This is a genomic window from Brochothrix thermosphacta DSM 20171 = FSL F6-1036 (assembly GCF_036884295.1).
GTDB lineage: Bacteria > Bacillota > Bacilli > Lactobacillales > Listeriaceae > Brochothrix > Brochothrix thermosphacta.
In genome coordinates this window covers 1,402,905-1,427,096 of record NZ_CP145608.1, presented here as the reverse complement: position 1 = coordinate 1,427,096, position 24,192 = coordinate 1,402,905, and the positions used below count along the sequence as shown (strand labels likewise).

General features: G+C 36.9%; 18 protein-coding genes. 16 read left to right on the top strand and 2 right to left on the bottom strand.

Annotated elements, in window-relative coordinates; translation table 11 throughout:
- The first annotated feature begins 16 nt into the window (after positions 1-16).
- From hisE to V6S17_RS07195, 3 genes are all read left to right on the top strand, one after another.
- Positions 17-337 (top strand): phosphoribosyl-ATP diphosphatase, encoded by a 321-nt coding sequence (hisE, locus tag V6S17_RS07205; protein WP_051457168.1) that lies wholly within the window; start codon positions 17-19, stop codon positions 335-337.
- Positions 338-356: 19 nt separating this feature from the next.
- Entirely contained in the window at positions 357-1,436 is a 1,080-nt protein-coding gene (gene hisC, locus V6S17_RS07200) for a histidinol-phosphate transaminase (protein WP_029092008.1), read from the top strand.
- A gap of 235 nt (positions 1,437-1,671) precedes the next feature.
- On the top strand, positions 1,672-4,005 hold the full coding sequence (locus tag V6S17_RS07195; protein WP_029092007.1) for an HAD-IC family P-type ATPase: 2,334 nt from the start codon (positions 1,672-1,674) through the stop codon (positions 4,003-4,005).
- A gap of 591 nt (positions 4,006-4,596) precedes the next feature.
- Here the strand turns inward: V6S17_RS07195 and V6S17_RS07190 are convergent.
- A complete protein-coding gene (locus V6S17_RS07190; RefSeq protein WP_029092006.1) occupies positions 4,597-5,235 on the bottom strand; it encodes a DJ-1/PfpI family protein in 639 nt (212 codons plus the stop codon).
- A gap of 111 nt (positions 5,236-5,346) precedes the next feature.
- Between V6S17_RS07190 and V6S17_RS07185 the strand changes: the two genes are divergently transcribed.
- The 9 genes from V6S17_RS07185 (at position 5,347) to rny (ending at position 18,213) form a co-directional block, all read left to right on the top strand.
- The gene (locus tag V6S17_RS07185; protein WP_029092005.1) at positions 5,347-6,279 is read left to right on the top strand and encodes a helix-turn-helix transcriptional regulator; all 933 of its coding nucleotides are present in this window, start codon (positions 5,347-5,349) and stop codon (positions 6,277-6,279) included.
- Positions 6,280-6,687: 408 nt separating this feature from the next.
- The gene (locus V6S17_RS07180) at positions 6,688-9,015 is read left to right on the top strand and encodes a DNA translocase FtsK (protein WP_029092004.1); all 2,328 of its coding nucleotides are present in this window, start codon (positions 6,688-6,690) and stop codon (positions 9,013-9,015) included.
- A 3-nt stretch (positions 9,016-9,018) separates the two neighbouring features.
- A complete protein-coding gene (locus tag V6S17_RS07175) occupies positions 9,019-10,308 on the top strand; it encodes a M16 family metallopeptidase (protein ID WP_029092003.1) in 1,290 nt (429 codons plus the stop codon).
- Positions 10,292-11,521: an EF-P 5-aminopentanol modification-associated protein YfmH gene (gene yfmH, locus V6S17_RS07170; RefSeq protein ID WP_029092002.1), complete on the top strand. Its 1,230-nt coding sequence runs from the start codon at positions 10,292-10,294 to the stop codon at positions 11,519-11,521. The genes V6S17_RS07175 and yfmH overlap by 17 nt, the downstream gene beginning before the upstream one ends.
- Positions 11,522-12,166: 645 nt before the next feature.
- Positions 12,167-13,039, top strand: coding sequence for a helix-turn-helix domain-containing protein (locus V6S17_RS07165; protein ID WP_029092001.1), 873 nt, complete (start codon positions 12,167-12,169; stop codon positions 13,037-13,039).
- A gap of 98 nt (positions 13,040-13,137) precedes the next feature.
- Positions 13,138-13,719, top strand: coding sequence for a CDP-diacylglycerol--glycerol-3-phosphate 3-phosphatidyltransferase (gene pgsA / locus V6S17_RS07160; protein ID WP_029092000.1), 582 nt, complete (start codon positions 13,138-13,140; stop codon positions 13,717-13,719).
- Positions 13,720-13,892: 173 nt separating this feature from the next.
- Positions 13,893-15,149: a competence/damage-inducible protein A gene (locus V6S17_RS07155; RefSeq protein WP_029091999.1), complete on the top strand. Its 1,257-nt coding sequence runs from the start codon at positions 13,893-13,895 to the stop codon at positions 15,147-15,149.
- A 134-nt stretch (positions 15,150-15,283) separates the two neighbouring features.
- Positions 15,284-16,336 carry a recombinase RecA gene (gene recA, locus V6S17_RS07150; RefSeq protein WP_029091998.1) on the top strand — a complete coding sequence of 351 codons (1,053 nt, stop codon included), beginning with the start codon at positions 15,284-15,286 and terminating at the stop codon, positions 16,334-16,336.
- Between the two features lie 314 nt (positions 16,337-16,650).
- Positions 16,651-18,213: a ribonuclease Y gene (gene rny, locus V6S17_RS07145; protein WP_029091997.1), complete on the top strand. Its 1,563-nt coding sequence runs from the start codon at positions 16,651-16,653 to the stop codon at positions 18,211-18,213.
- 157 nt (positions 18,214-18,370) lie between these two features.
- Here rny and V6S17_RS07140 read toward each other — a convergent pair whose 3' ends face one another.
- Positions 18,371-19,330: an IS30 family transposase gene (locus V6S17_RS07140; RefSeq protein ID WP_069124469.1), complete on the bottom strand. Its 960-nt coding sequence runs from the start codon at positions 19,328-19,330 to the stop codon at positions 18,371-18,373.
- Between the two features lie 581 nt (positions 19,331-19,911).
- Here V6S17_RS07140 and hemE point away from each other — a divergent pair.
- Genes hemE through hemB form a run of 4 tightly spaced genes read left to right on the top strand, consistent with a single transcriptional unit; the run spans position 19,912 to position 24,187 of the window.
- Positions 19,912-20,961, top strand: coding sequence for a uroporphyrinogen decarboxylase (hemE, locus tag V6S17_RS07135; protein ID WP_029091813.1), 1,050 nt, complete (start codon positions 19,912-19,914; stop codon positions 20,959-20,961).
- A gap of 18 nt (positions 20,962-20,979) precedes the next feature.
- Positions 20,980-22,272: a glutamyl-tRNA reductase gene (hemA, locus tag V6S17_RS07130; RefSeq protein ID WP_051457447.1), complete on the top strand. Its 1,293-nt coding sequence runs from the start codon at positions 20,980-20,982 to the stop codon at positions 22,270-22,272.
- On the top strand, positions 22,260-23,186 hold the full coding sequence (gene hemC, locus V6S17_RS07125; RefSeq protein WP_029091812.1) for a hydroxymethylbilane synthase: 927 nt from the start codon (positions 22,260-22,262) through the stop codon (positions 23,184-23,186). The genes hemA and hemC overlap by 13 nt, the downstream gene beginning before the upstream one ends.
- An 8-nt stretch (positions 23,187-23,194) precedes the next feature.
- Complete coding sequence (gene hemB / locus V6S17_RS07120) at positions 23,195-24,187, top strand: porphobilinogen synthase (protein ID WP_029091811.1); 993 nt, start codon at positions 23,195-23,197, stop codon at positions 24,185-24,187.
- The last annotated feature ends 5 nt before the right edge of the window (positions 24,188-24,192 follow it).

Sequence of the window (24,192 nt, the reverse complement as noted above, 5' to 3'; positions counted from 1 at the left end):
GTTTGGAGGAGATTACATGGAAGCACTTGAACGTCTAATGACTGAAATTAATCAACGTAAAATCACGCCAAAAACAGGCAGTTATACAAACTATCTTTTTGATAAAGGTCAGGATAAAATTCTTAAGAAAATTGGTGAAGAGGCAACTGAGGTTGTGATTGCAGCCAAAAATAATGATAAACCAGAAATTTTACTAGAGGTCGCAGATTTGATGTACCATGTGATGGTGTTGCTCGCTGAAAAAGACATCACCCTTGCTGAACTGGAAGCGGAGTTACAAAGCCGTGAAGGGAAGTTATCAAAAACAACCGATCGAAAAGAAATTAAAACGTTATAGAGGAGCGAAACAGATGTCTATCAAAATAAAAGCAGTCTTGAACGATTTACAAGCATACAAGCCCGGAAAACCGATTGAAGAAGTTCAAAAAGAACTAGGTTTGACTTCAATTGCGAAGCTGGCATCAAATGAAAACCCATTAGGTTCATCTAAAGCAGCAAAAGCAGCGGCTATCGCAGCGTTATCAGACACGTCGATTTACCCTGATGGGTATGCCGTTAATTTACGTGCGGAATTAGCTGATTTTTATAAAGTAGATGGCGAACAACTTGTTATTGGTGCTGGACTAGATGAAGTAATCCAAATTGTAAGCCGTGCTGTTCTAACAGCTGGTGATAACATTGTACAAGCGACACCGACTTTTTCACAATACGCACTACATGCTGATATTGAGGGTGTAGAAGTTAAATCAGTGCCAGTTGATGCAGATGGTTTTCATGATTTAAAAGCGATGATGGAAGCGGTTGACCACAACACTAAAATTTTATGGCTCTGCAATCCCAATAACCCGACCGGAACTTATTTTTCACATGAAGAACTAATTAATGTTTTAAGTCGTGTGCCAGATCATGTGTTGGTTATTGTTGATGAAGCTTATGCTGAATATGCGATTGCTGAAGATTATCCAGATACAATGCCATTGATAGAAAAACATTCAAACTTAATGGTAATGCGCACATTTTCGAAAGCTTATGGTTTAGCAGCATTACGTATTGGTTTTGGTGTCACATCAAAAAAACTTAATGATAAATTGAATGTTGTGAGACTACCATTTAATACTTCACGTGTGGCTCAGTCAGCAGCAAGTGTTGCCTTAGCAGATCAGGCTTTTATTGCGGAATGTCGTAAAAACAATCGTTTGGGTATGGCGCAATGGGAAGCGTTCCTTTCCGCGAATAATTATGACTTTTATCCTTCACAAACTAACTTTATTTTCTTTAATATTGAGCGTGAAACAGCGCCAGTCTTTGATGAATTACTAAAACGAGGTTACATTGTACGAGCTGGTTTGAGACCCGGTTGGTTGCGTGTAACAATCGGAACAGCTGAACAAAATGAAGGCTGTATAGCAGCATTAAAAGCTATTCTGGCTAACTAATTTTCTGTAATATAAGCTCACCACTACAAAAGTAGCAGAAATATCGCTTTTGATTGTGGTGAGTTTTTTTATCGTATGAAAATAGGTACTAACGTTCTTTAAACATGTCGAGCGCTTATTTTGTACTATCATTTGCAATCAACCAAACGGTTAGCTATAATGAGTGACAAATAGCCTGTTAAATCAACGCTTAACACGATGGAAAGGCTTTTAAAAATGCACCATGGGAGGCTTTATGGCAGATAAAAATACTTATCCAGGCCTTTCCTTCGCTGAAGTCGAAGAACGAAAGGCACGCGGGGAAACAAATGAAGCGTTAGAACCAATGACGCGGAGTTTTAAACAAATATACCTTGAAAATAGCCTGACATTGTTTAATTTTATTAATCTAATCATTGCCAGCTTTGTTATTTATACTGGCAGTTATAAAAATTTACTTTTTTTAGGTGTCATTGTTGTTAATACAACCATTGGGATTTATCAAGAACTACGAGCCAAAAAAAATATAGATGAATTGACGTTATTGAACCAAGCAAAAGCGACAGTTATACGTAATAGCCAAAAATATGAAATTGCACAGGATGAAATCGTTAAAAATGATCTCATTGAAATTAAACGTGGGCATCAAGTAATGGTTGATGGGATTCTGCTAGAGACGCGTGGCATCGAGTGCGATGAATCTCAGTTGACAGGCGAGGCGGATGCTATTCTCAAAAATACAGGAGATAAAGTCTTTTCGGGTAGTTTTGTAGTCAGTGGCACCGCCTTGATTGAAGCAACGCATGTAGGAAAAAATAGTTATACCTCTAAATTAACGATGGAAGCAAAAGGATCGAAAAAAGTATACAGTGAACTGGTACATACGATGAAACGGATTATCAGAGTGTTAACATTTGGGATTATTCCGATAGGAGCAATACTTTTTATTACTAGCCGTTTCAGTAATATGGATGTTAATCAAGCAATATTAGGAACCGCCGCCGCAGTGATTGGTATGATTCCAGAAGGCTTAATTTTATTAACTTCTGTAGCTTTAGCAATCAGCGTTATTCGATTAACACAACGACGTGTATTAGTTAAAACAATGGACTCAATTGAAACGCTAGCACGTGTTGATATTCTTTGTCTAGATAAGACAGGAACACTTACAAGTGGCGAATTAAAAGTGACAGATGTCACAGCCGTCAATGGTCTGACAACAGAGGAATTCGAAGCGATTATCGGACACGTTTCACATGATTTAAACGAGGACAATGCCACTGGGTTAGCCCTCATGTCAAACTTCAAACAAAAGGAATCGGACTGGGAAACAGCACATATAATTCCATTTTCTTCAGCACGTAAATGGAGTGCTGTAGAGTACGGACATGGTGAGAGTTTTGTTATGGGTGCACCTGAATACTTGTTTGACTCGTTTTCTGAACTAGAAACGCAAGCAATGGCCAAAGCGACAAGCAATGGCTTACGCGTATTAGCCGTTGCTAAAACAGCAACATCGTTATCGAATCAAACATTACCCAACTCTTTAGAGTTAATTGGCTTTATTTATTTGGAAGATGAGATTCGTGCTGAAGCACCACAAACCTTGGCCTATTTTATGAAACAAGATGTTGAGATTTGTATCATTTCAGGAGATCACCCACAGACCGTTGCACAAATTGCAAGACGCGCCGGTGTTTCAGGAGCAGATCAAATGATTGATATGAGTAAATTGCCAGCAGAGACAGACTACCGTAAATTAGTAAAAACACATCGTATATACGGACGTGTTAGCCCTGAACAAAAACGTTCATTGGTAGAAGCATTGCAGGCAAATGGACGAACAGTAGGTATGACAGGCGATGGCGTCAATGACATATTGGCACTGAAAAAAGCAGACTGTAGTATTGTGATGGAGAATGGGAGTGATGCAGCAAAAGGCATCTCTAACTTTGTATTATTAGACTCTAACTTTGATTCAATGGTCGGAGTTGTCTTGGAAGGACGGAAAGTGGTCAATAACATTCAACGAGTAGCGTCACTGTACCTTACAAAAACAGTTTTCTCTATTATATTGGCAGTGTTATTTATTTTTATTGCAGCACCTTATCCATTCCAACCCATACAATTAAGCCCAATCAGTTCATTAACAGTAGGCATCCCATCATTCTTTTTAGCGTTAAGACCAAATGTTGCACCTATTAAAGGGCGCTTTCTAAAAAATGTTTTGGAACCCGCTTTAGCAAGTGGCGTCAGTGTTGTCATTTATGCGATGATAATTTTAATAATTGGTCAACAATTCGGTTGGACCTATAATGAAACATCAACAATTACAGTTTGGATGACAGGAATGGTTTGTTATGTTGCACTTTATTATGTATCACAACCATTTAATTGGAAAATCGGTTTAATGATAGCAACATCAATTAGCCTCTTCTTAGCATTATTTATTTTTGGTGGGAAGATATTTGCGTTAGATAACCTCTTCCAATGGCACTTAGCAGTTGTATACATCCCATTGATGATCAGCGCAATCCCACTGTTTTATGGATTGAAACGCCTCTCAAGAAAAATACTAAAAGTAAAATAAGCCCATTCAGAACTGAAGAAATTGGAAAAGGCGAGAACGAAAACAACCTATTTGGTGTTGAAGCGATTGTAGAAAAACGAGGGAGGCTATCTGTGCCTGATGAGTTTTTTGAAATAGCAAAAAACACCGGTTGTTGCAGTTGGAGAAAAACATTAGTATCTCAAAGTTGAATTTCAGGTCTAATGTATTTTTGTTTGTTATGAAATTTCACAAGTTTTGGCTTATTATCCTGGAGACAAAAAATAAAAGTAAAATAAGCCCATTCAGAACTGAAGAAATTGGAGAAAGGCGAGAACGAAAACAACCTATTTGGTGTTGAAGATATTGTAGAAAAACGAGGGAGGCTATCTGTGTCTGATGAGTTTTTTGAAATAGCAAAAAGCACCGGTTGTTGTAGTTGGAGAAAAAAATTCTTATCTCAAAGTTGAATTTCAAGTCTAATGTATTTTTGTTTGTTTTGAAATTTCATAAGTTTTGGCTTATTATACTAGAGACAAAAAATAAAGAGATTACCAATTAGGGTAGTCTCTTTATTTTTTGATTTTTTATTGTTGATGCTGCCTAATAAAATAAGTGTTTGAGTTACAGTGTTTAATTCTTGTCATTAGATGATAAAGTGTCCATAAGTTCGAAGAAATATTTGGAGTCACCTGTATTAAAGTAAGCATACCAAGCGTCTAATGTGCTTTTTTTATAAACATCGAGGTCGTCAATAATTTGTTTTGTCCACAATAATGAGGCTGTTGACCCGGCAGTAATAAGATGATTATCTGATACTGAAGGTTGGTCCACATAAAATTTTTGTCCATTGTAACTGGAACTTACCATTTCAAGAAAACCTTCACCATTGCTAGTATGGGGACGCTCATCTAAAATACCAAAGTCAGCAAGTGCTGCAGTAGCACCACAGATAGCGCACACTGTAGCACCAACAGAAAGGAACTCACTTACTTTACTGAGAACCGCTGTGTGTTTTGCGTTATTCCAAGTATCTGCACCAGGTAATAGAAGCATGTTTGTCTCATTGATGACAATATCATCAACAGTACAATCAGGAATGATTGTCATACCACCCATTGTTCGAATGGGTTTATTTGAATAACTCACTGTTTTAATTGCTAGTTGATCGGCATCAGGTTTAAAAAATCGTCTAGAATTTAGCTCCGAAGTAATATGTCCCAGCTCCCAATCAGCAAGAGTATCAAGTACATAAATATAAATAGTTTTCATAAAGTTCCTCCATTTATTATAATTTTTGGTACTCTATTAGTATACGGGGGGATTGTTGACAACTGTATGGCAACAATCTAAAATGAAGAAAAACGATGAGGTAAATACAGGATGAAAATTAGCAGGCTTATTAGTATTATAATGATACTACTTGATAAAGAACGAGTAAGTGCACACGAATTAGCTAATATATTTGAAGTTTCAAAACGGACCATTTATCGTGATATAGATGCGATCAACTTAGCCGGTATTCCCGTCTATTCAACATCTGGCGTAGGTGGTGGTTTTGAAATAATGAAAAGATATAAAATCGATCAAAAAACTTTCTCATCTACAGATATTTCTTCTATTTTAATTGGACTTTCTGGCTTTTCAAATATAATAAAAAGCGCAGAATTAACAAATGCCCTCACAAAAGTTAAAAGTTTCATTCCTGCTGACAAAGTAAATGAAATTGAATTTCAAACGAATCAAATCCAAATAGATTTAAACCAGTGGATAAGTGATGGGAATGTGGAGAAGAATCTAAACATAATAAAATTAGCGTTACAAAATTACAACATCCTCTCATTTGAATATACAAATGCTCACGGCATAAAAACAGAACGGAAAACAGAACCCTATCAGATTATATTGAAAAGTAATCATTGGTATTTTCATGGCTATTGTTATACAAGAAAGGACTTTCGTCTTTTCAAACTGTCTCGTGTATCAAAATTAAAAATTGAAAATAGTTTCTTTAAGCCAAAAGATTATCAAAAACCTTTATTAGATTTTACAGATACTTGGACAAGTATACAAATAAGGACAACAATCCGAATTCACAAGTCTATCATGGATAGAGTGCTTGATTTTTGTGTCTACGAAGACTTTACATCAGATGGCGAAGAACATTACATTGTTGACTTTCCATTGATAGAAAACGACTATTATTACAACATTATTTTAAGTTTTGGTGATAAATGTCAATTTTTAGAACCTTTGCATATTCGAACAGAACTTAAAAATAGAATCCAGAATATTGCTAACCTATATAAGGATTAGCCTTTAATTTCAGATGCTATTTACAGCTGATTAAGCTAGCTTTCCCTCAATAAAAAGCAGGGCGCTCACATTCTAAGAAGAGGGAAAAGTAAAAGCCAATGAATGCTTTTTGAATAAACGTATAAATATAACAGGTTAAATAATGCGCTGTTTAAAAGGACACGCCTGCATTTAGCTGAAAAGGGACGTTAAATTTAGTACCAATCAGCTTTAAAAAGGTAAGTAAAAAGCAGTCTTCTAAAATAACAGTCATATTTTGTGTTTATTTGCGATAACTTTAGCGAACATAATGATATTATTGTCAACTAAAAGACGGAGGGGGACATAAATATGTCTATACGTTCTGTTTTAAAGAGATTATGGTATAATTAGGAATGATTATTCAGTCAATTATTTATATAGAAGAGGGTGGCAGATTTGGCCCAACAACGGTCACAACGTAAGAAAACGACAAAAAAGAAAAAAAAGAAAGTTCTAGATTTAAAAAAATGGCCAGTACCATTTGAATCAGCAGGTATTATATTGATTATTTTAGCGATTTTTGGGATGGGGCAGTTTGGTTTCGTCGGTCGCTTTTTATTTGAGATGAGTGTTGTCCTTGCAGGTACTTTTGCAGGTGTTTTATTAATTCTTATCGGATTATTGGGTATTCACTTTATTGTTAAAAGAAAATGGCCAGCGCTTTTAAAACCACATTTCTTAGGTGTGTTTTTTATGTTGTTTGCAATTATGGTTATCTATCATACAGCCATTGTTCAACCGCTATTATTTGGTGATTTAAGTGTTATGCAAGTCAGTAATCAGCTAGTGAACAACTATCGCTTAGAAACGATTTCATTAGTTTCTGTCGGCGGGGGGTATATTACGGCCTTACTTGTTACGTTAACTTATTTCTTATTCGCCGCTGTAGGTACCTATATTTTGGCAACTTTATTATTTATTGAAGGTGTCTTTTTAGTGACCGATCACTCACCGCGTGAAGTTTTAAATTGGTTAGTTGCTAAAATTAGTCAAAAAATTAAAGCATATAAAGAAAAAAAACCAAAAGTTAAAAAAACCGTGGAACGTCAACCTGTAAAAGAATCAGAGGAAATTGAACCAGAACCAGCCAAAAACGTTGCCTATGAACCACCACGTATAAAATCATTTAATGAAGGTAAACAAATGCCAGACTTACGTGCAGAAGTGTTGGGGAATGCTGCAAAACCACAACCAATCACTGAGCTAGCAAAAGAAGTGCCAGAAAATGATGACCCTGTCATTGGAAACACGCCTGATGTTGTGCCGTTTACAGCGCCTTTGATCGATACAAGCTATGAATTACCAAGTACAACTTTATTGAATCCTACAAAGTTTGTTGATCAAAGCGATGAAAAACGTCAAATTAATGAAAATGCTAAAATCTTGGAAGCGACTTTCAAAAGTTTTGGTGTGGATGCTAAAGTGACCGAGGTTCATTTAGGACCGGCTGTAACAGAATACGAAGTTCAACCAGCTGTAGGTGTGAAAGTTAGCAAGGTTGTGAGTTTAACTGATGATATTGCTTTGGCATTAGCAGCAAAAGAAGTTCGTATCCAAGCGCCTATTCCAGGTAAATCAGTGATAGGTATCGAGGTACCCAATAAAAATGTTGCCATGGTGACATTGCGTGAAATATTAGAGGACAACCCTCAAAATATTCCGAGTGAAAAATTACAAATCGCTTTAGGGCGTGATATATCTGGTGAAGCAGTAATGGCTAAACTAAATAAAATGCCGCATTTGCTCGTTGCCGGTGCAACAGGTAGTGGTAAATCAGTGTGTATTAACTCGATTATTACGAGTATTTTATTAAAAGCAAAACCACACGAAGTTAAAATGATGCTTATTGACCCTAAAATGGTCGAATTAAGCGTGTACAATGGCGTACCACATCTTTTAACACCCGTTGTCACAAATCCTAAAAAAGCAGCTCAAGCACTACAAAAAGTAGTGGCAGAAATGGAACGTCGTTATGATTTATTTTCTCATTATGGAACGCGTAATATTGAAGGTTATAACCAAATTGTCGCTGAAAACAACGAAACGGAATCGGTTAAACAAACACCGTTACCTTATATCGTAACCATTGTTGATGAATTAGCCGACTTAATGTTGGTCGCATCCAATGATGTTGAAAGTGCAATTATGCGCATTACGCAAATGGGTCGTGCATCAGGTATTCATATGATTGTTGCAACACAACGTCCGTCAGTTGACGTTATTACAGGTGTAATTAAAGCGAATATTCCGGCACGTATTTCATTTGCTGTCTCTTCAGCAATCGATTCTCGTACAATCCTTGATATGTCAGGTGGCGAGAAATTATTAGGTATGGGAGATATGCTCTTTAAAACAGCCGATTCCTCAAAACCAACGCGTATTCAAGGGGCATTTTTATCAGATCAAGAGGTAGAAACGATTGTTGATGCCTGTATAGAGCAACAAAAAGCACAATACCAAGAAGAAATGATACCAGATGAGATTGATACCAACCAAGCCGAACCAGATGATGAATTGTTTGATGAGGCGGTTCAAATGTTTGTTCAACAACAAGCAGCCTCAGTATCGATGTTACAACGAAAATTTAAAGTTGGTTATAATAGAGCAGCACGTATTGTTGACGAAATGGAAAATCGAGGAATCGTTGGACCACATGAAGGCAGTAAGCCACGTCGTGTCAATGTCACGGAATGGCCGATTCAAGAATCGGAATAGGGGATGATAAAAATTAAAAATAATGAAACAATCCAGACAATCAACGGTTATCCCGTTATGTTAGAAGCAACGACACAATTTCAACAAGTCGAAGTCTCGTGGCATTTTAAGGCGCTGATTGAGCGTGACACCATTACCAAGCGCTCTCTTTTTGCTAATTGGTTTGGATTAAGCGAAGATTATCCAACTTTAAACGCTTTTCAACAACGACTATCGTATTTATTTGGCGCATCACTTGACGCTATCGTTGAAAAGAGTGGGGATTATCATATTGTTCATTGCACGTTAATTTATCCTAATCCGAAACTAATCGATGATATTAATTATGAAGATGATGTATGGTCTTTCTTACAATCCACGCTATTCAAACCAATATTCACTCCAACAAGTGCGTTAGAAGAACTGTTTGCTCGTGAACAAGAAACATTAATTAAACGGTTTGACTCCATCCAAGAAGATCCTACAGATATTGCCATGGAGGATGTATTGCAAAAATTGTATCAAAACGATGTCTACCGTTATCACGCAATTGGTGTGAAAGAAGATGTTACTACAATTAATTTACAAGCACTTCAAGAAACCTATCAGAAAATGATGGTGGAAGATGAACAGTTAATTACGATTACGGGGGACGTTGAATGGAACAATATCAAAAAACAGCTCGATCAATTTCCAACGGGCAATGTAAAAAAAATCCAACGTTATTCTTTTAGGAAGAGTGAGTTAGCGGATTTAGGAAAAACTGTAAAACATCATGATGTAATGCAAGCAAAAACGATTATTACATACCAATTGCCGCTGATTACTTCTCAACAAGAACGCGTAGTTTTACAATTGGCTTATTATATTTGGGCGGTTGATAGTCACTCACGTTTGTTTGAAGAAGTCAGAGAACAAGCACAATTGGCTTATGAAATATACGGCAGCATGAATATTACAAAACAATTAGCATACGCTATAGCTGGTGTTGAGAGTAAACAAACTGAAAAGGCTCTAGAGTTAATGAAACGCCAACAACAAGCAATGGCAGAGCAAGGCGTGACCCAGGAAGAAATTGACCTTGCTAAAAAAACATTATGGCATGATTTACAGTTAGAATTAGATGAAATAGAAGGAGTCAATGATATCGCATTTTCTCGTCAATTATTACCTCATACGTTGTCGCTTTCAGAATGGCAACAAATGATTGCAGAAATCACGCCAAAAATGATTCAAAAGATGATGCAACAATGGGAATATAAGGGCAGTTATTGCCTCTTAAAAAAGGAGCGATCAATTGAAAGCACCAATTAAGAAAAAATTAGCAAACGGAATGACTGTGATGCTGCTTGAAAAACCGGAATCACATCATAGTTTTATACAGTTAACTGTGCCATTTGGCTCAACCACAGAATTAGAGACACCACTAACAGGGGTAGCTCATTTTATTGAACATATGATGTTCCAATCCGAAACACTGGATATCAGTAAATTTTTTGTTGAAAAACACGCAAATATCAATGCTTTTACAACAACAACGTCAACGAGCTACACTGTATTGGCGACAGATGATATTGAACCTTTAATTAATCGTTTAGCGAAAATGGTTCTACAGCCGCAATGGACAGCAGAACATGTCGCACATGAACAGGCGATAATACTACAAGAGCAAGAAATGTATGAAGATGATGTGTACACCGCATTGATGCAAATGAGTCTGGGAGGGTTATTTCCAAATCAATTAATTGCAACTGATATTACAGGTACAAAAGAAGATGTTGCAAAAATCGATCTTGAAACGGTACAAAAGACGCATGCGCAAATGTATCGTCCAGAAGAAATGCTTTGGGTGATTACCGGTAATTTTAATGCTGATAACCTCTTTAAGAGCATGTTACAGCTTGAAAAACAGTGGGAAATTAATACAATGCCAACAAGTAAACTAAGCTATCATAGTGACCCTCTTAAAGAAATAGGTAATGATGCACAAATGAGCATGCCGATTCAGCTAGACAAGTTTGCAGTAGGTGTTCGTTGGCCTGCTGTAAAAGAGACTGGGCGTACCTATATTAAAAGTGTGTTGGAACGACAACTATTAACAGATGTTTTGTTAAGCCCGCTTTCCAGCAACTATAATACACTTTATGCAAAAGGGATTATCGATGAATCATTTAGTAGCCATTTTGTGTATGAGGATAATTTTAGTTATTTGTTGTTGATGGGAACCGGTGGTGATGAAGCTGTCGCAGCACTCAAGCAACTTTTAAAAACTGCGCATCACCCAGATATATTAAATGACCACGTTTTCACATGTGCTAAGCGTGAATTGATTGGTACGTTAGTTACTTTATCAGATAATTTCGAGGCCTATAGTGAATGGTTAGCAGACTATCATTTTAAAGAGGCGGATCCTGATGATGTGCTATCAATTTTAGCTGAAATTACGTTGGATAATTTGTCTAGTCTTGCAGAGACAATACTTGCAAAAACGTCAAGTTTGGCATTTAAAATTAAGCCACAAAAATAGTTGTAAAACGATACCTGATTAGAAGTGACAAGTGCAAGGTGACGTGCTAAAATGATGTTAGTGCATTTTTATGTTAAATTAGAGGTTTTTATCTTAAATCACACTGTATTTTTACCAAAACACGAACGTTTGTTTTGGTAATCTTGCATATGCTCATATTTTTATGAAATTTTAATAATATGGTGGTAGTATATATAATAAAATTTCCAACCAAATGACAGTGTTGTGTGGATTTGAATTGATGAATCAGCCAGTACGAGCAAAAAGTGAAGGTTGGTACTGTTGAAAAATAAAGTGCTCATTTTTAACAAAATCGGCAGACTGAATAGAAATGCTGAGCGGGTGTATGTATACCTAGATTGGCGTTTATCTTCAGTCTGAAAGTAACTTTCTTTTTACTTTTAGAATAATAACAAGTAATTGTTGCTTCTACTTTAGCGAATCAAGCTGATTAATCATTCAAGTGATTGATGCTTTAGAAAATCAAACTAATATAAGATGAAAAAGTACTACAAGAATACGATCCCTGCAGAGACATTAATATTTTGGAGATGGCAAGTTGCAACTGCCTTAAAAAATCTAGTAATAAATGCTCGTTTTTGGTGATTGATTCATAAAATAACAAGGCGATGGCAGGTGAAAAGTATGAGCGAATTAGGTAATTTGCTAAAGAAAAGTCGTAAAGAGAAGAAAATGACTTTAGACGAACTTCAACAAAAAACAAAAATACAAAAAAGATATTTAGAAGCTATTGAACAAGGGAATTTCAGTGTGTTGCCGGGCGATTTTTATACGCGAGCTTTCATACGTACATATGCTGAAGTCGTTGGACTTGATGGCGATGAAATAATGGCGACCTATCGCAATGAACTACCTTCAATAAAAACAGAAGTTAATGCAACCGATACAACAGCAACAAGAGAGAAACCAAAAAAGGCTCCTCGTGAAGTTCCTGCTTTTTTATTGGGCAAAGGCTTTAAAATTGTGTTAGCAGTGATTGTAGTAGTTATTGTAGGTGCGTTATGGTGGATGTTATATAACAAAGGACAAACGTCAACGGATACAGTGGTAGATAAATCACCTGCAACAAGTATCTCAATCGATGAAGCTAACAAATCAGGCGAATCGAAAGTGGAGTCAAGTAGTAAAGAATCTGAATCAAGTGATTCTAAAGAAGAAGATCAAGATGCTGGAGATGTTAAAATTTCGGCACCGGATAAAGACTCAGAATCAAATGTTTATGAAATCGAAGCTCCAAAGAGCGCCAAACTTAAATTGGTATTAGATGCTACAAGTGGTGATAGCTGGAATTCAATTACTTCTTCAACAGGAGAATCATTAGAGTCAGGCTTACTTGCTTCGGGTAATAAACAAGAAGTTGAGCTCTCGGGTCAAACAAGTGTCAATGTGACTGTCGGAAATTCACAAGCTCTAGAGGTGACTATCGACGGTGAAAAATTAACCTTCGCTTCAGATTCTATTACACAAAATATCACATTAAATATTACACAAAAATAAAAGTGAGGGGTAACTGCAAATTGTAATAAAAGTCTTGAAAATACTCAATGACTTTTATTATATTGGGCAGCTTACGCCTTTTTTAAAGGAGAAAAATGATGAATATTCCAAATCAACTTACGGTTTTACGTATCCTATTAATCCCTGTCTTTCTAATACTATTTTTGATTCCGTTTAATTGGGGAACTTTTACCGTCTTAGACTCTACAATTACTGTTGCTCATTTAATTGCAACTATTGTTTTTGTTGTTGCATCAATTACAGATTGGTTAGATGGTTATTTAGCTCGTAAACACAACCTAGTGACTAATTTTGGTAAATTTGCGGATCCATTAGCAGATAAATTATTGGTAATGGCGGCTTTTATTGCCTTGGTAGGAGCTGATATTATTCCGTCTTGGGCAGTTGTTTTGATTGTTTCACGCGAATTGGCAATCACTGGCTTACGTCTCTTGTTAGCTGAGGGTGGGGAGGTCAATGCTGCAAATATGTTAGGTAAAATTAAAACATTTACACAACTTGTAGCTATACCGCTATTAATGTTAAGTAACTTTCCCTTTGCAGCAACAGGTATACGTGTCGATTTAATTATCTTTTATGTCTGTGTCTTTTTCACAGTGTTATCAGGTATCAATTATTTTTATCAAAACCGTCATGTCTTTAGTGACGGATTTAAATAAAGAAACAATTAGTCGTTTGAGACCTCAGATTATATATCTGGGGTTTTTTATTATTCATAAGTACTGAATAATAAAATTATGTTAACTAACAGACTGATAAGTTAAAATGATGACCTGTGAATGGTATAATACAGCGTGTAGATAGATATAAAATAGGGGAAGAGGATGTTTAAATGAATGCTGAAATGATCGCTGTAGGAACAGAACTATTGCTTGGACAAATTACTAATACAAATGCTCAATTCATCTCCGAAGAGCTCGCATTAACAGGACATAATATGTATTATCATACGGTTGTTGGTGATAACCCACAACGACTCAGTGATGTTATTCGCACAGCTCAGAAGCGTGCAAACCTTATTATTATTACAGGTGGATTAGGCCCAACTCAAGATGATTTAACAAAAAAAACGATTGCGGATGTTCTTGGATTAGAACTTGTTCGTGACGCCAAGGCTGAAGAGGTCATCCTAAATTTCTTTAAACGCCGTGGTGACGGGCCCATGACAGCTAATAATCTGTTGCAGGCCGATGTCATTGAAGGTGCCGATGTACTCGATAACGTTGTTGGCTTTGCACCAGGAATGATGTTGGAACATGAGGGTGTCACATACATATTAATGCCTGGGGTACCAACCGAAATGAAAACGATGTTTACCAATGAAGTGCGAAACCGCCTTGAAAAAGCTGCAGGTGATTATCGACTAGAATCGCGTGTTTTACACTTTTATGGTATTGGCGAATCACGCCTCGCTGATCAGCTAGATGATTTGATTACAAAACAAACAAATCCTACACTAGGCACATATGCAGGTAAACATGAGGTAACGTTAAGAATAACAGCTTCTTCGCAAAATGCAGCTGAATTAACGCCATTAATCGATGAACTTGAAGAAAAAGTACTGAGTCGTTTAGGCGCTTACTTTTTTGGCTACGATGGTGAAAGCCTTGAAGAAAAAGTTGTGCGTTTGTTGACGGAACAAAATTTGACTGTTTCAGCCGCAGAGAGTTTAACAGCCGGTTTATTCCAAGCGACATTAGCCTCTGTTCCAGGCGCATCGCGCGTTTTACGTGGTGGTTTGGTCACTTATGCAACCGATACAAAAACAAGCCTGTTGGGTGTGCCTGAAGAGCTATTAACAGAAAACGGTGTCGTCAGTGAAGCCACTGCAAAAACGATGGCGAATAATGTTCGTCAACAAACAGCTGCTAACATCGGTGTTAGTTTCACAGGTGTTGCAGGACCAGGTTCTCATGACGGTGAACCTTCAGGTAGTGTTTGGATTGGGTTTAGCGATGAAACGTCCACAACTGCAAAACATCATTTATTTGCAAGGGACCGCCAATATAATCGTGAAAGAGCAGTAAAAGAAGCTTTTTGGCAATTATACAAGTATTGGGAAGAAAAAACAGCAAAAACTTCACATTAGAAATGCTTTAGTAGCAGCTTTTTTACACCAAAACCGAATATACGTTCGTTCTTTTGCTTGTAATTAGGTTAAAGAACGTTTATAGTAATAACTATAGATAATAAATTTCGTTTTGTTACGAAGGAGGAAATAAGTTGGATAATCGTCAAGCAGCCTTAGAACAGGCATTAAAACAAATTGAAAAGCAATTCGGTAAAGGTTCTATCATGAAATTAGGTGAAAAAACTGATACCAATATAAAAACTATTCCAAGTGGCTCGTTGGCACTTGATGTGGCATTAGGTGTTGGTGGTTATCCTCGTGGACGTGTTGTTGAAGTATACGGTCCAGAAAGTTCAGGTAAAACAACTGTAGCATTACATGCAATTGCAGAAGTTCAAGAACAAGGCGGAACAGCGGCGTTTATCGATGCAGAGCATGCACTTGATCCAGCTTATGCTAAAAAATTAGGCGTTAATATTGATGAATTACTACTTTCTCAACCTGATACAGGTGAACAAGCACTTGAAATATGTGAAGCGTTAGTACGTTCAGGAGCCGTTGATATCGTTGTTGTCGATTCAGTAGCTGCTTTGGTACCAAAAGCTGAAATTGAAGGCGAAATGGGAGACTCACACGTTGGTCTTCAAGCGCGTTTAATGTCACAAGCTTTACGTAAATTATCAGGTTCAATCAACAAATCGAAAACAATTGCACTGTTCATTAACCAAATTCGTGAAAAAGTCGGTGTTATGTTTGGTAACCCTGAAATTACACCAGGTGGTCGTGCATTGAAATTTTATGCGTCAGTTCGTTTAGAAGTACGTCGTGCTGAACAACTAAAACAAGGTACTGATATTATCGGTAACAAAACACGAATTAAAGTTGTTAAAAATAAAGTAGCGCCACCTTTCCGTATTGCAGAAGTTGATATTGTATACGGAGAAGGAATTTCACGTGAAGGTGAATTGGTTGATATGGCAGCTGAAGAAGATATCATTATCAAAAGTGGTTCATGGTATTCTTATGAAGGCGAACGAATTGGCCAAGGTCGTGAAAATGCAAAACAATATTTACGTGAACATACTGACACTCGTTTAGAAATTTCTGGAAAAGTTCGTAATGCTTATGGTATTGGCGATGACTTACCAGAATCTGCTGAAGTAGTAGAAGAAGCGACTGTTGATACGGAAAATGTTGAAAAATAAAAAATAAAAACGAAAAGATAGACATTTTGTCTATCTTTTTTTATTGCTCGAAAACCTTTGTATAGCAACGTTTCTACTCGTTTTATTACAAGCGTAATGATAATTATTAGAAAATGTGCATATAAAAGGCGATTTTCTACATATAAATCAAATTATTTATTTCACAAAACGCCATTTTATCGGTATAATGTAAATTGTAAGATAATTTTACTTTAAGAGATATTATCTTATATATTGAATCACTAATGTAGTGTGCTGTACAATAAGTCAGCCGACAATATGACATGAATTTGAATAAGAATGGAGGTGAATGTATGACCTACGTAATTACTATCATCCTCGTATTCCTTTTCTCGATCATTGGTATTGTTGTAGGAAGAAAAATAGCGAATGATTCTAATCAACGAAATATGGAAGCTAGCCGCACGACGGCAGAGCACATTAAAGCGGATGCGTTGAAAGACGCAGAGAGTCTTAAAAAAGAAGCTCTTTTAGAAGCAAAAGAAGAAAACCAACGCTATCGAACTGAAACTGAGAATGAACTGCGTGAACGTCGTTTTGATTTGAAAACTAAAGAGAGCCGACTTTTACAACGTGAAGAAATCCTCGATCGTAAGGCGGAGACTCTTGATAATAAAGAGGAATCGCTAGAGAGTAAAGAGGAAAAAATTGCTCAGAAACAACAACTAATTGAACAGAAAAAAGCTCATGTAGAAAAATTGGTAGCAGATGAGAAACTTGAACTTGAACGCATTTCGGCTTTGACGAAAGACCAAGCGAAAGAAGAAATATTAACTCTAACTGAAAAAGAATTATCTCATGATATAGCTGTTATGATTAAAGAGAGCGAGGATGATGCGAAAGAAACGTCCGATAAAAAAGCCAAAGATCTTTTATCATTAGCAATACAACGTTCTGCAGCTGATTTTGTATCAGAAACAACTGTATCCGTTGTTAACTTGCCAAATGATGAAATGAAGGGTCGAATTATTGGTCGTGAAGGTCGTAACATTCGTACAATTGAAACGCTAACTGGTATTGATTTAATCATTGATGATACACCGGAAGCAGTTATTTTATCAGGCTTTGATCCGGTACGTCGTGAGATTGCTCGCATCGCGCTTGAGAAGCTAGTAGAGGATGGTCGTATACATCCAGCTCGTATTGAAGAAATGATCGACAAGGCTCGTAAAGAGGTGGATGAACACATTCGTGAGCTTGGTGAACAAGCAACATTTGAACTTGGCTTACATGCCGTTCATCCCGACTTAATTAAAATATTAGGTCGCCTTCGTTATCGTACAAGCTATGGACAAAATGTATTAAATCATTCTATCGAGGTTGCTCGCTTAAGTGGTATCTTAGCTGGTGAATTAGGCGAAGATGTTACTTTGGCAAAACGTGCAGGTCTTTTCCATGATATTGGGAAAGCCATTGATCATGAAATTGAAGGTAGTCATGTTGAAATTGGTGTCGAATTGGCAACCAAATATAAAGAACATGAAACAGTTATCAACGCGATTGCATCACATCATGGTGATACGGAACCTACTTCAATTATCTCAATCCTTGTGGCGGCCGCAGATGCTTTATCAGCAGCTCGTCCAGGAGCACGTAGTGAAACGTTAGAGAATTATATTCATCGCTTAGAGCGCTTAGAATCAATTCCTGAAAGCTTCAAAGGCGTAGAGAAAGCCTTCGCCATTCAAGCTGGTCGAGAAATTCGCGTCATCGTAAAACCCGATGATGTGGATGATTTAGAATCGATTCGTCTTGCACGAGAAATTCGTAAATCAATTGAAAGTGAATTGAACTATCCAGGTCACATTAAAGTGACGGTTGTTCGTGAAACGAGAGCTGTTGAATACGCGAAATAATAGTAAAAAGAAAGCCATTTATAATGGCTTTCTTTTTTTGTCTAAATAAAAACTGCTTCTGCTAAAGATATGAAACTATTGAGATTAGATGGTTCTGTGTTAAATAGTGTGGATTTTAAAATTAGGGTAAATAGTGAATTATTTATAATTTTATTTGTCAAATTAAGCTAGACAAAATATCATTATTAACATAACTCAAAAATACTTCCAATGGTGTTTTATAGTTCAATGACTTTCTAGGAATGTTATTTCTTTTAGAAGCAACAGACTGAATGAACGCTTCATCAACTTCATTGAAATTCATTCTCTTAGGTAGTCCGTCCTTGCGTAATAATCCGTTGGAGTTCTCATTTAACCCTCTTTGTGAGGGAGTACCTGGATCAGCAAAGTAGATATTAATATCATTGGAGTTACTGACAGATTTCCAATTAGAAAATTCTTTACCACAATCAAACGTAATAGACTTAAATAAATGAGTGGGAATTGTTTTAAACCAGTTGTTTAAACTGTTTTCAATATCTATTGCTTGTCTGCCGGTAGGTTTCAACGTAATAATTACTTTTGATAGTCTTTCAACTAAGGTAATAACAGCACTTTTATGATTTCTGCCAACGATAGTGTCACCTTCAAGGTGACCAAACTCACTTTTGAAGTGACGATTTTCCTTATCACGCTGATGAATCGTTCTTTTAAAAGCTTGTTTACCTCTCTTTTCTTTGTGACCATTCGGCTTTCTTTTCCCTTTCATTGGTAAGGCGGCTAAGTTAAAATAGCCACGCTTAAATAGTCTATAAAGAGTACGAACAGAACAAGAAATAGGAAACTCGTTACGACCAATAATCACGTCTGGTGTCCACCCTTGAGCCACTTTCTTTTGAATATAGTCAGTTTCATTATCAGGTAAAAGGATAGGAAGTCTCCCACAATTTTTTTTATTATTTTTGTATCGTTGGTAGTAATCTAGCATAGATAAACCATCATCTAAAGCGTTGTAAACATTATAAATAGTTTGTCTCGAACGTTTTAAAGTCTCTGCAACAAATTTAACTTTCTTAGTTTGATGATAATATGATTCTATTAAAACGAGTTCATCTGTAGTAAGATGTGTATAGGTCATTTGTGATCACTCTCCTTGTTTTCTTTCGTCGGAAATACAATTTGAGTGTATCACAAATGATTTTTTTAATTGTCTAGCTTAATTTTACAATCGGCGTAATTAAAACTAAGTATTTTATGAAATTTATTTTGTTATTGTATCTTTCAAGTCCCTATTTTAATAACTGTTTAATTGTATAATGCATTAAACCGATTATGTAACAGATAGATTGATTGCTTAGTTCAAACTTTCAACTAATGTTTAAACATAGTACCGTTTATTTAAAAGCAAATTTATACTCAGTTTTCTTTTTGCATAAAGACTGCTTTAGCGTTTTGGTGTCTCCAATAATAAAGCGCAGTGCTATTGAATCAATCTGTGCAGCGTAAGCAGATAAAAGTCATTGTTTGATTGTTTTGTTAAAGTTAACGTGTTGATTGTATCATTCGTTTGAAAGGTGAGTTTAGTCAATGCTTTTTTAGCAATCACTTAATGAATGTGTCGAAAATATGAAATAATTCACAAAAGAGTCAAAAAGGTACGACAAGGCTTTTATTATTGCTATAATTGAGTGGCAGAAGTGTATAAGAGGAGGATTTTTAATGACGATACCAACTAAAATAACGAATCAGACGTTTTTACAAGCAGCACGTGGCGAAGTAACGGATCATGTACCCGTGTGGTTTATGCGTCAAGCGGGGCGTTCACAACCAGAATACCGTGAAATTAAAGCGAAATACTCGTTGTTTGAAATTACGCATCAACCAGAATTATGTGCCTATGTGACAGCATTACCTGTTAATAACTATGGCGTTGATGCGGCTGTTTTATATAAAGATATCATGACACCTTTACACGGTATCGGTGTTGATGTCACAATCGAAACAGGAATTGGACCTGTTATTAAGTCGCCAATCAAAACACGTCAAGATATTGACGCGCTTGGCAGTTTAGATCCACAGCGAGATATTCCTTATGTGTTGGATACCATCAAGTTATTGACAGCAGAAATGCTCACGGTTCCGTTGATTGGTTTTTCAGGAGCGCCCTACACATTAGCGAGCTATTTAATTGAAGGAGGCCCTTCAAAAACGCATCTTAAAACAAAAAGTTTTATGTATCAACATGAGGATGAATGGCATTTGCTGATGGATAAACTAGCTGACATGGTGATTGTTTATTTGAAAGCACAGATAGAAGCCGGTGTATCAGCTGTACAATTATTTGATTCTTGGATTGGCGATGTGAGTTTGATTGATTACAATCGTTATATCGCTCCGGGGATTAAAAAAATACTTGCAGCATTAGAAGATAGTACAGCTATTAAAATTATGCACGGTGTCCATGCCACGCACTTGTTACAAGAGTGGAATAAAATGCCATTAGATGTCATTGGAATGGATTGGCGTATGTCCATGGCTGCAGCCCGTAAACAAGGCATCACCAAAGCAATTCAAGGGAATATGGATCCTGCTTATTTGACAGCGCCATGGCCTGTTTTAGAACAAGAATTAAATCGCGTATTAGCAGACGGCACAACCGCACCAGGCTATATTTTTAACTTAGGTCATGGTGTTTTCCCAGAAGCTAATCCAGCAGTAATTAAACAAGTAACTGCACATGTGCAGGCATATAAAAGTCAGAACTCATAGATTAGGTAGGGATAGAAAATGGAAGTACTTGTAGCAACCATCAATTTTAAAGCAGTATCCGTTGCCCATCGCGAAAAATTTCATATTGATGAGGAATCAGTAGCACAGGCTATGATAACGCTAAATCAACAAAATAGCGTGCTTGAAAATGTTATTTTATCAACATGTAACCGCACGGAGCTTTATTTAGTGGTGGATGAAATTAGTCGCGGCCGCTATTATGTCCGTAAATATTTAGCAGCGTTATTCAATATGACTTACGATGAAGTTGCAGAACAGGTGATTTTTCTCGAAAATGATGCGGCAATCGCACACTTATTTGAAGTGAGTACGAGTTTAGCATCGATGATTGTAGGAGAAACACAAATTTTAGGTCAAGTGAAAGATAGCTTTGAGTGTGCGCGTGAAGTAAACACAACAGGTGTTGTCTTAAACGAGTTATTTAAACGAGCAATTACAGTCGGTAAACAAGCGCAGTCAGAAACATTAATTGGTGAAGGTTCAGTATCATTAAGCACAGTTGCTGTAAAACTTATTGAATCTCAGCAGTTTGATATGATGCATAAAAAAGAACTCGTCATTCTTGGAGCAGGGAAAATGAGTGTTTTAATTCTTGATTATTTAAAACCACATTTTCCGATGGAACAAATTACGATTGTTAATCGAACATATGAAAATGCAATTTCCTTAGCGATGAAATATAAAACCAAAGCAGCTCCGAAAGAAGCGTTGCAACAAGTATTAGCTTCTGCGGATGTCGTGTTTAGTGCGTTGCGTTCAGATGATTATATTCTGACGCAAAAACTGCTCGAGGAACAATTACGTTATCTAGCAATTGTTGATTTAGGTATGCCGCGTAATGCGGATCCGATTTTAGATGTACATCCGCAAATTAGTCGTTATGATATGGATGATATTGAACGGATAGCTGATCAAAATAAACAACAGCGCGAAGCTGCTATGGTAGAGGTTAGTAAAATGGTAGTTGAGGCACAAGAATCTTTTCATAAATGGCGTTTAACATTAAAAGCAACACCAGTCATCCACGAATTGCGTGATAAGACGTTAACCATCTATGAAACAGCAATGGCTCATATGGAAAGAAAGTTGCCTAATTTAAGCGATCATGAACTCAAGGTGATTCATAAATTAACGAAAAGTATTGTTAATCAAATTATCAAAGAACCTATTATTAAAACGAAAGAATTGGCACTTGAAGAGGATGCATTGGATAAATTAGCGTTTGTTGAACATCTTTTTGGTTTGCAAACCGCAAATGATAGAAACGAGGCAGAGTTATGCGAAAAGTAATTACCGTAGGTACCAGACGTTCACAGTTAGCAACGACACAAACAGGTCACGTTATTAAAGCATTACAAGCGAACTATCCAGATGTCGTTTTTGAGGTTAAGGAAATTGTCACAAAAGGTGATATTCGATTAGAAGAATCGCTTTCTAAAATTGGCGGTAAAGGACTTTTCATTAAAGAGATAGAATGGGCTTTGCTTAACAGTGATATCGATATTGCTGTGCATAGCATGAAAGATATGCCTGCCGAATTGCCAGGAGAATTAAAAATTGGAGCTATCCCTATTCGTGAGGATGCAAGGGACGTATTAGTAAGTTCAGATGGGCGTTCTGTAAAGGATTTAAAGAAGAATGCAGTTGTTGGAACAAGTAGCTTAAGACGTCAGGCACAATTATTAGCGCTACGTCCTGATTTAGAAATTAAATTATTACGTGGTAATGTTGATTCACGTCTTCGTAAATTACGTGAAGGCCAATATGATGCAATTATTTTAGCTGCAGCTGGTTTAAAACGGTTGGGCTTATTTAATGAAACAGAAATGTACCCATTGCCGATTGAAGATTGTCTGCCTGCAGTGGGTCAAGGTGCGTTAGCTATCGAGTGTCGTTCAGACGATGAAGATGTACGAAAGCTATTAGCAACAATTCATGATCCGGAAACAGCATTGACTGTTTTGACAGAACGTGCCTTTTTAGCTGAAATGGAAGGTAGCTGTCATATGCCTGTGGGAGGTTACGCCACTTTAGAAAATCAAGGGATTGTATTGCGCAGTTTATTAGCAAGTGTTGATGGACAACGTGTGATTCATTCACAGGTAATAGGCGAAGAGAGCAAAACAGTGGGGCAATCAGCAAAAGAAAAATTATTTGAACAAGGTGCAGCAGCGATGATTGCTGCTCTTAATATTGAAGAGTAAACAATTAAATGAAAGAAGGAATTCACATGTTTCAATTTTCACGTCACCGTCGTTTACGAACTACATCCGCAATGCGCTCATTAGTTCGAGAAAATAAATTAGAAAAAGCAGATCTTATCTATCCACTATTTGTAGTTGAAGGTGAGAATGTCATGACAGAAGTATCCTCTATGCCAGGCGTTTTTCAATATTCACTCGATACTATTGATAAAGAGCTCGCTGAAATTGTTGCTTTAGGTATACCGTCAGTGATTCTTTTTGGACTTCCCGCAGAAAAAGATGCCATCGGAACGGGTGCTTTTCATACGCATGGTATTATTCAAGAGGCCACACGTTACATTAAAACGCGTTATCCTGACTTGATTGTAATTGCAGATACATGTCTATGTGAATACACAGATCATGGCCACTGTGGTGTGATTGAGGGAGAGACCATTTTAAATGATGAGTCGTTAGCAATCCTCTCTCAAACAGCAGTTTCACAAGCTGAGGCAGGTGCAGATATTATCGCTCCGTCTAATATGATGGATGGTTTTGTGTATGCAATTAGACAAGCACTTGATAAAGCGGGATACGAAAATATTCCCATTATGTCGTATGCTGTGAAATATGCCTCTGCTTATTATGGTCCATTTCGTGATGCAGCAGACGGTGCACCTCAGTTTGGTGATCGTAAATCGTATCAAATGGATCCTGCCAATCGTCGTGAAGCAAAACGTGAAGCAGCATCAGATGTCGCTGAAGGGGCGGATTTTCTAATCATAAAACCAGCAATGGCGTATATGGATATTATTCGTGATACTCGTAATGCACATGATTTACCCATTGTCGCTTATAACGTGAGTGGTGAATACGCCATGGTTAAAGCAGCTGCACAAAATGGTTGGATTGAAGAAGAGAAAATAGTAATGGAAACACTTTTGGGTATGAAACGTGCGGGTGCAGATATCATCATGACGTATCATGCGAAAGATGTTTGTCGTTGGATCGATCAAGCTTAAAAAGG

Bases quoted from the DNA above. Each gene is read 5' to 3' on its own strand.
- V6S17_RS07195 (WP_029092007.1), top strand. From the start codon at position 1,672: ATGGCAGATAAAAATACTTATCCAGGCCTTTCCTTCGCTGAAGTCGAA.
- V6S17_RS07140 (WP_069124469.1), bottom strand. From the start codon at position 19,330: ATGACCTATACACATCTTACTACAGATGAACTCGTTTTAATAGAATCA.
- V6S17_RS07185 (WP_029092005.1), top strand. From the start codon at position 5,347: ATGAAAATTAGCAGGCTTATTAGTATTATAATGATACTACTTGATAAA.
- rny (WP_029091997.1), top strand. From the start codon at position 16,651: ATGACCTACGTAATTACTATCATCCTCGTATTCCTTTTCTCGATCATT.
- V6S17_RS07155 (WP_029091999.1), top strand. From the start codon at position 13,893: ATGAATGCTGAAATGATCGCTGTAGGAACAGAACTATTGCTTGGACAA.
- hemB (WP_029091811.1), top strand. From the start codon at position 23,195: ATGAAAGAAGGAATTCACATGTTTCAATTTTCACGTCACCGTCGTTTA.
- hemC (WP_029091812.1), top strand. From the start codon at position 22,260: ATGCGAAAAGTAATTACCGTAGGTACCAGACGTTCACAGTTAGCAACG.
- hemE (WP_029091813.1), top strand. From the start codon at position 19,912: ATGACGATACCAACTAAAATAACGAATCAGACGTTTTTACAAGCAGCA.
- V6S17_RS07165 (WP_029092001.1), top strand. From the start codon at position 12,167: ATGAGCGAATTAGGTAATTTGCTAAAGAAAAGTCGTAAAGAGAAGAAA.
- hisE (WP_051457168.1), top strand. From the start codon at position 17: ATGGAAGCACTTGAACGTCTAATGACTGAAATTAATCAACGTAAAATC.
- V6S17_RS07175 (WP_029092003.1), top strand. From the start codon at position 9,019: ATGATAAAAATTAAAAATAATGAAACAATCCAGACAATCAACGGTTAT.
- hemA (WP_051457447.1), top strand. From the start codon at position 20,980: ATGGAAGTACTTGTAGCAACCATCAATTTTAAAGCAGTATCCGTTGCC.
- V6S17_RS07190 (WP_029092006.1), bottom strand. From the start codon at position 5,235: ATGAAAACTATTTATATTTATGTACTTGATACTCTTGCTGATTGGGAG.
- pgsA (WP_029092000.1), top strand. From the start codon at position 13,138: ATGAATATTCCAAATCAACTTACGGTTTTACGTATCCTATTAATCCCT.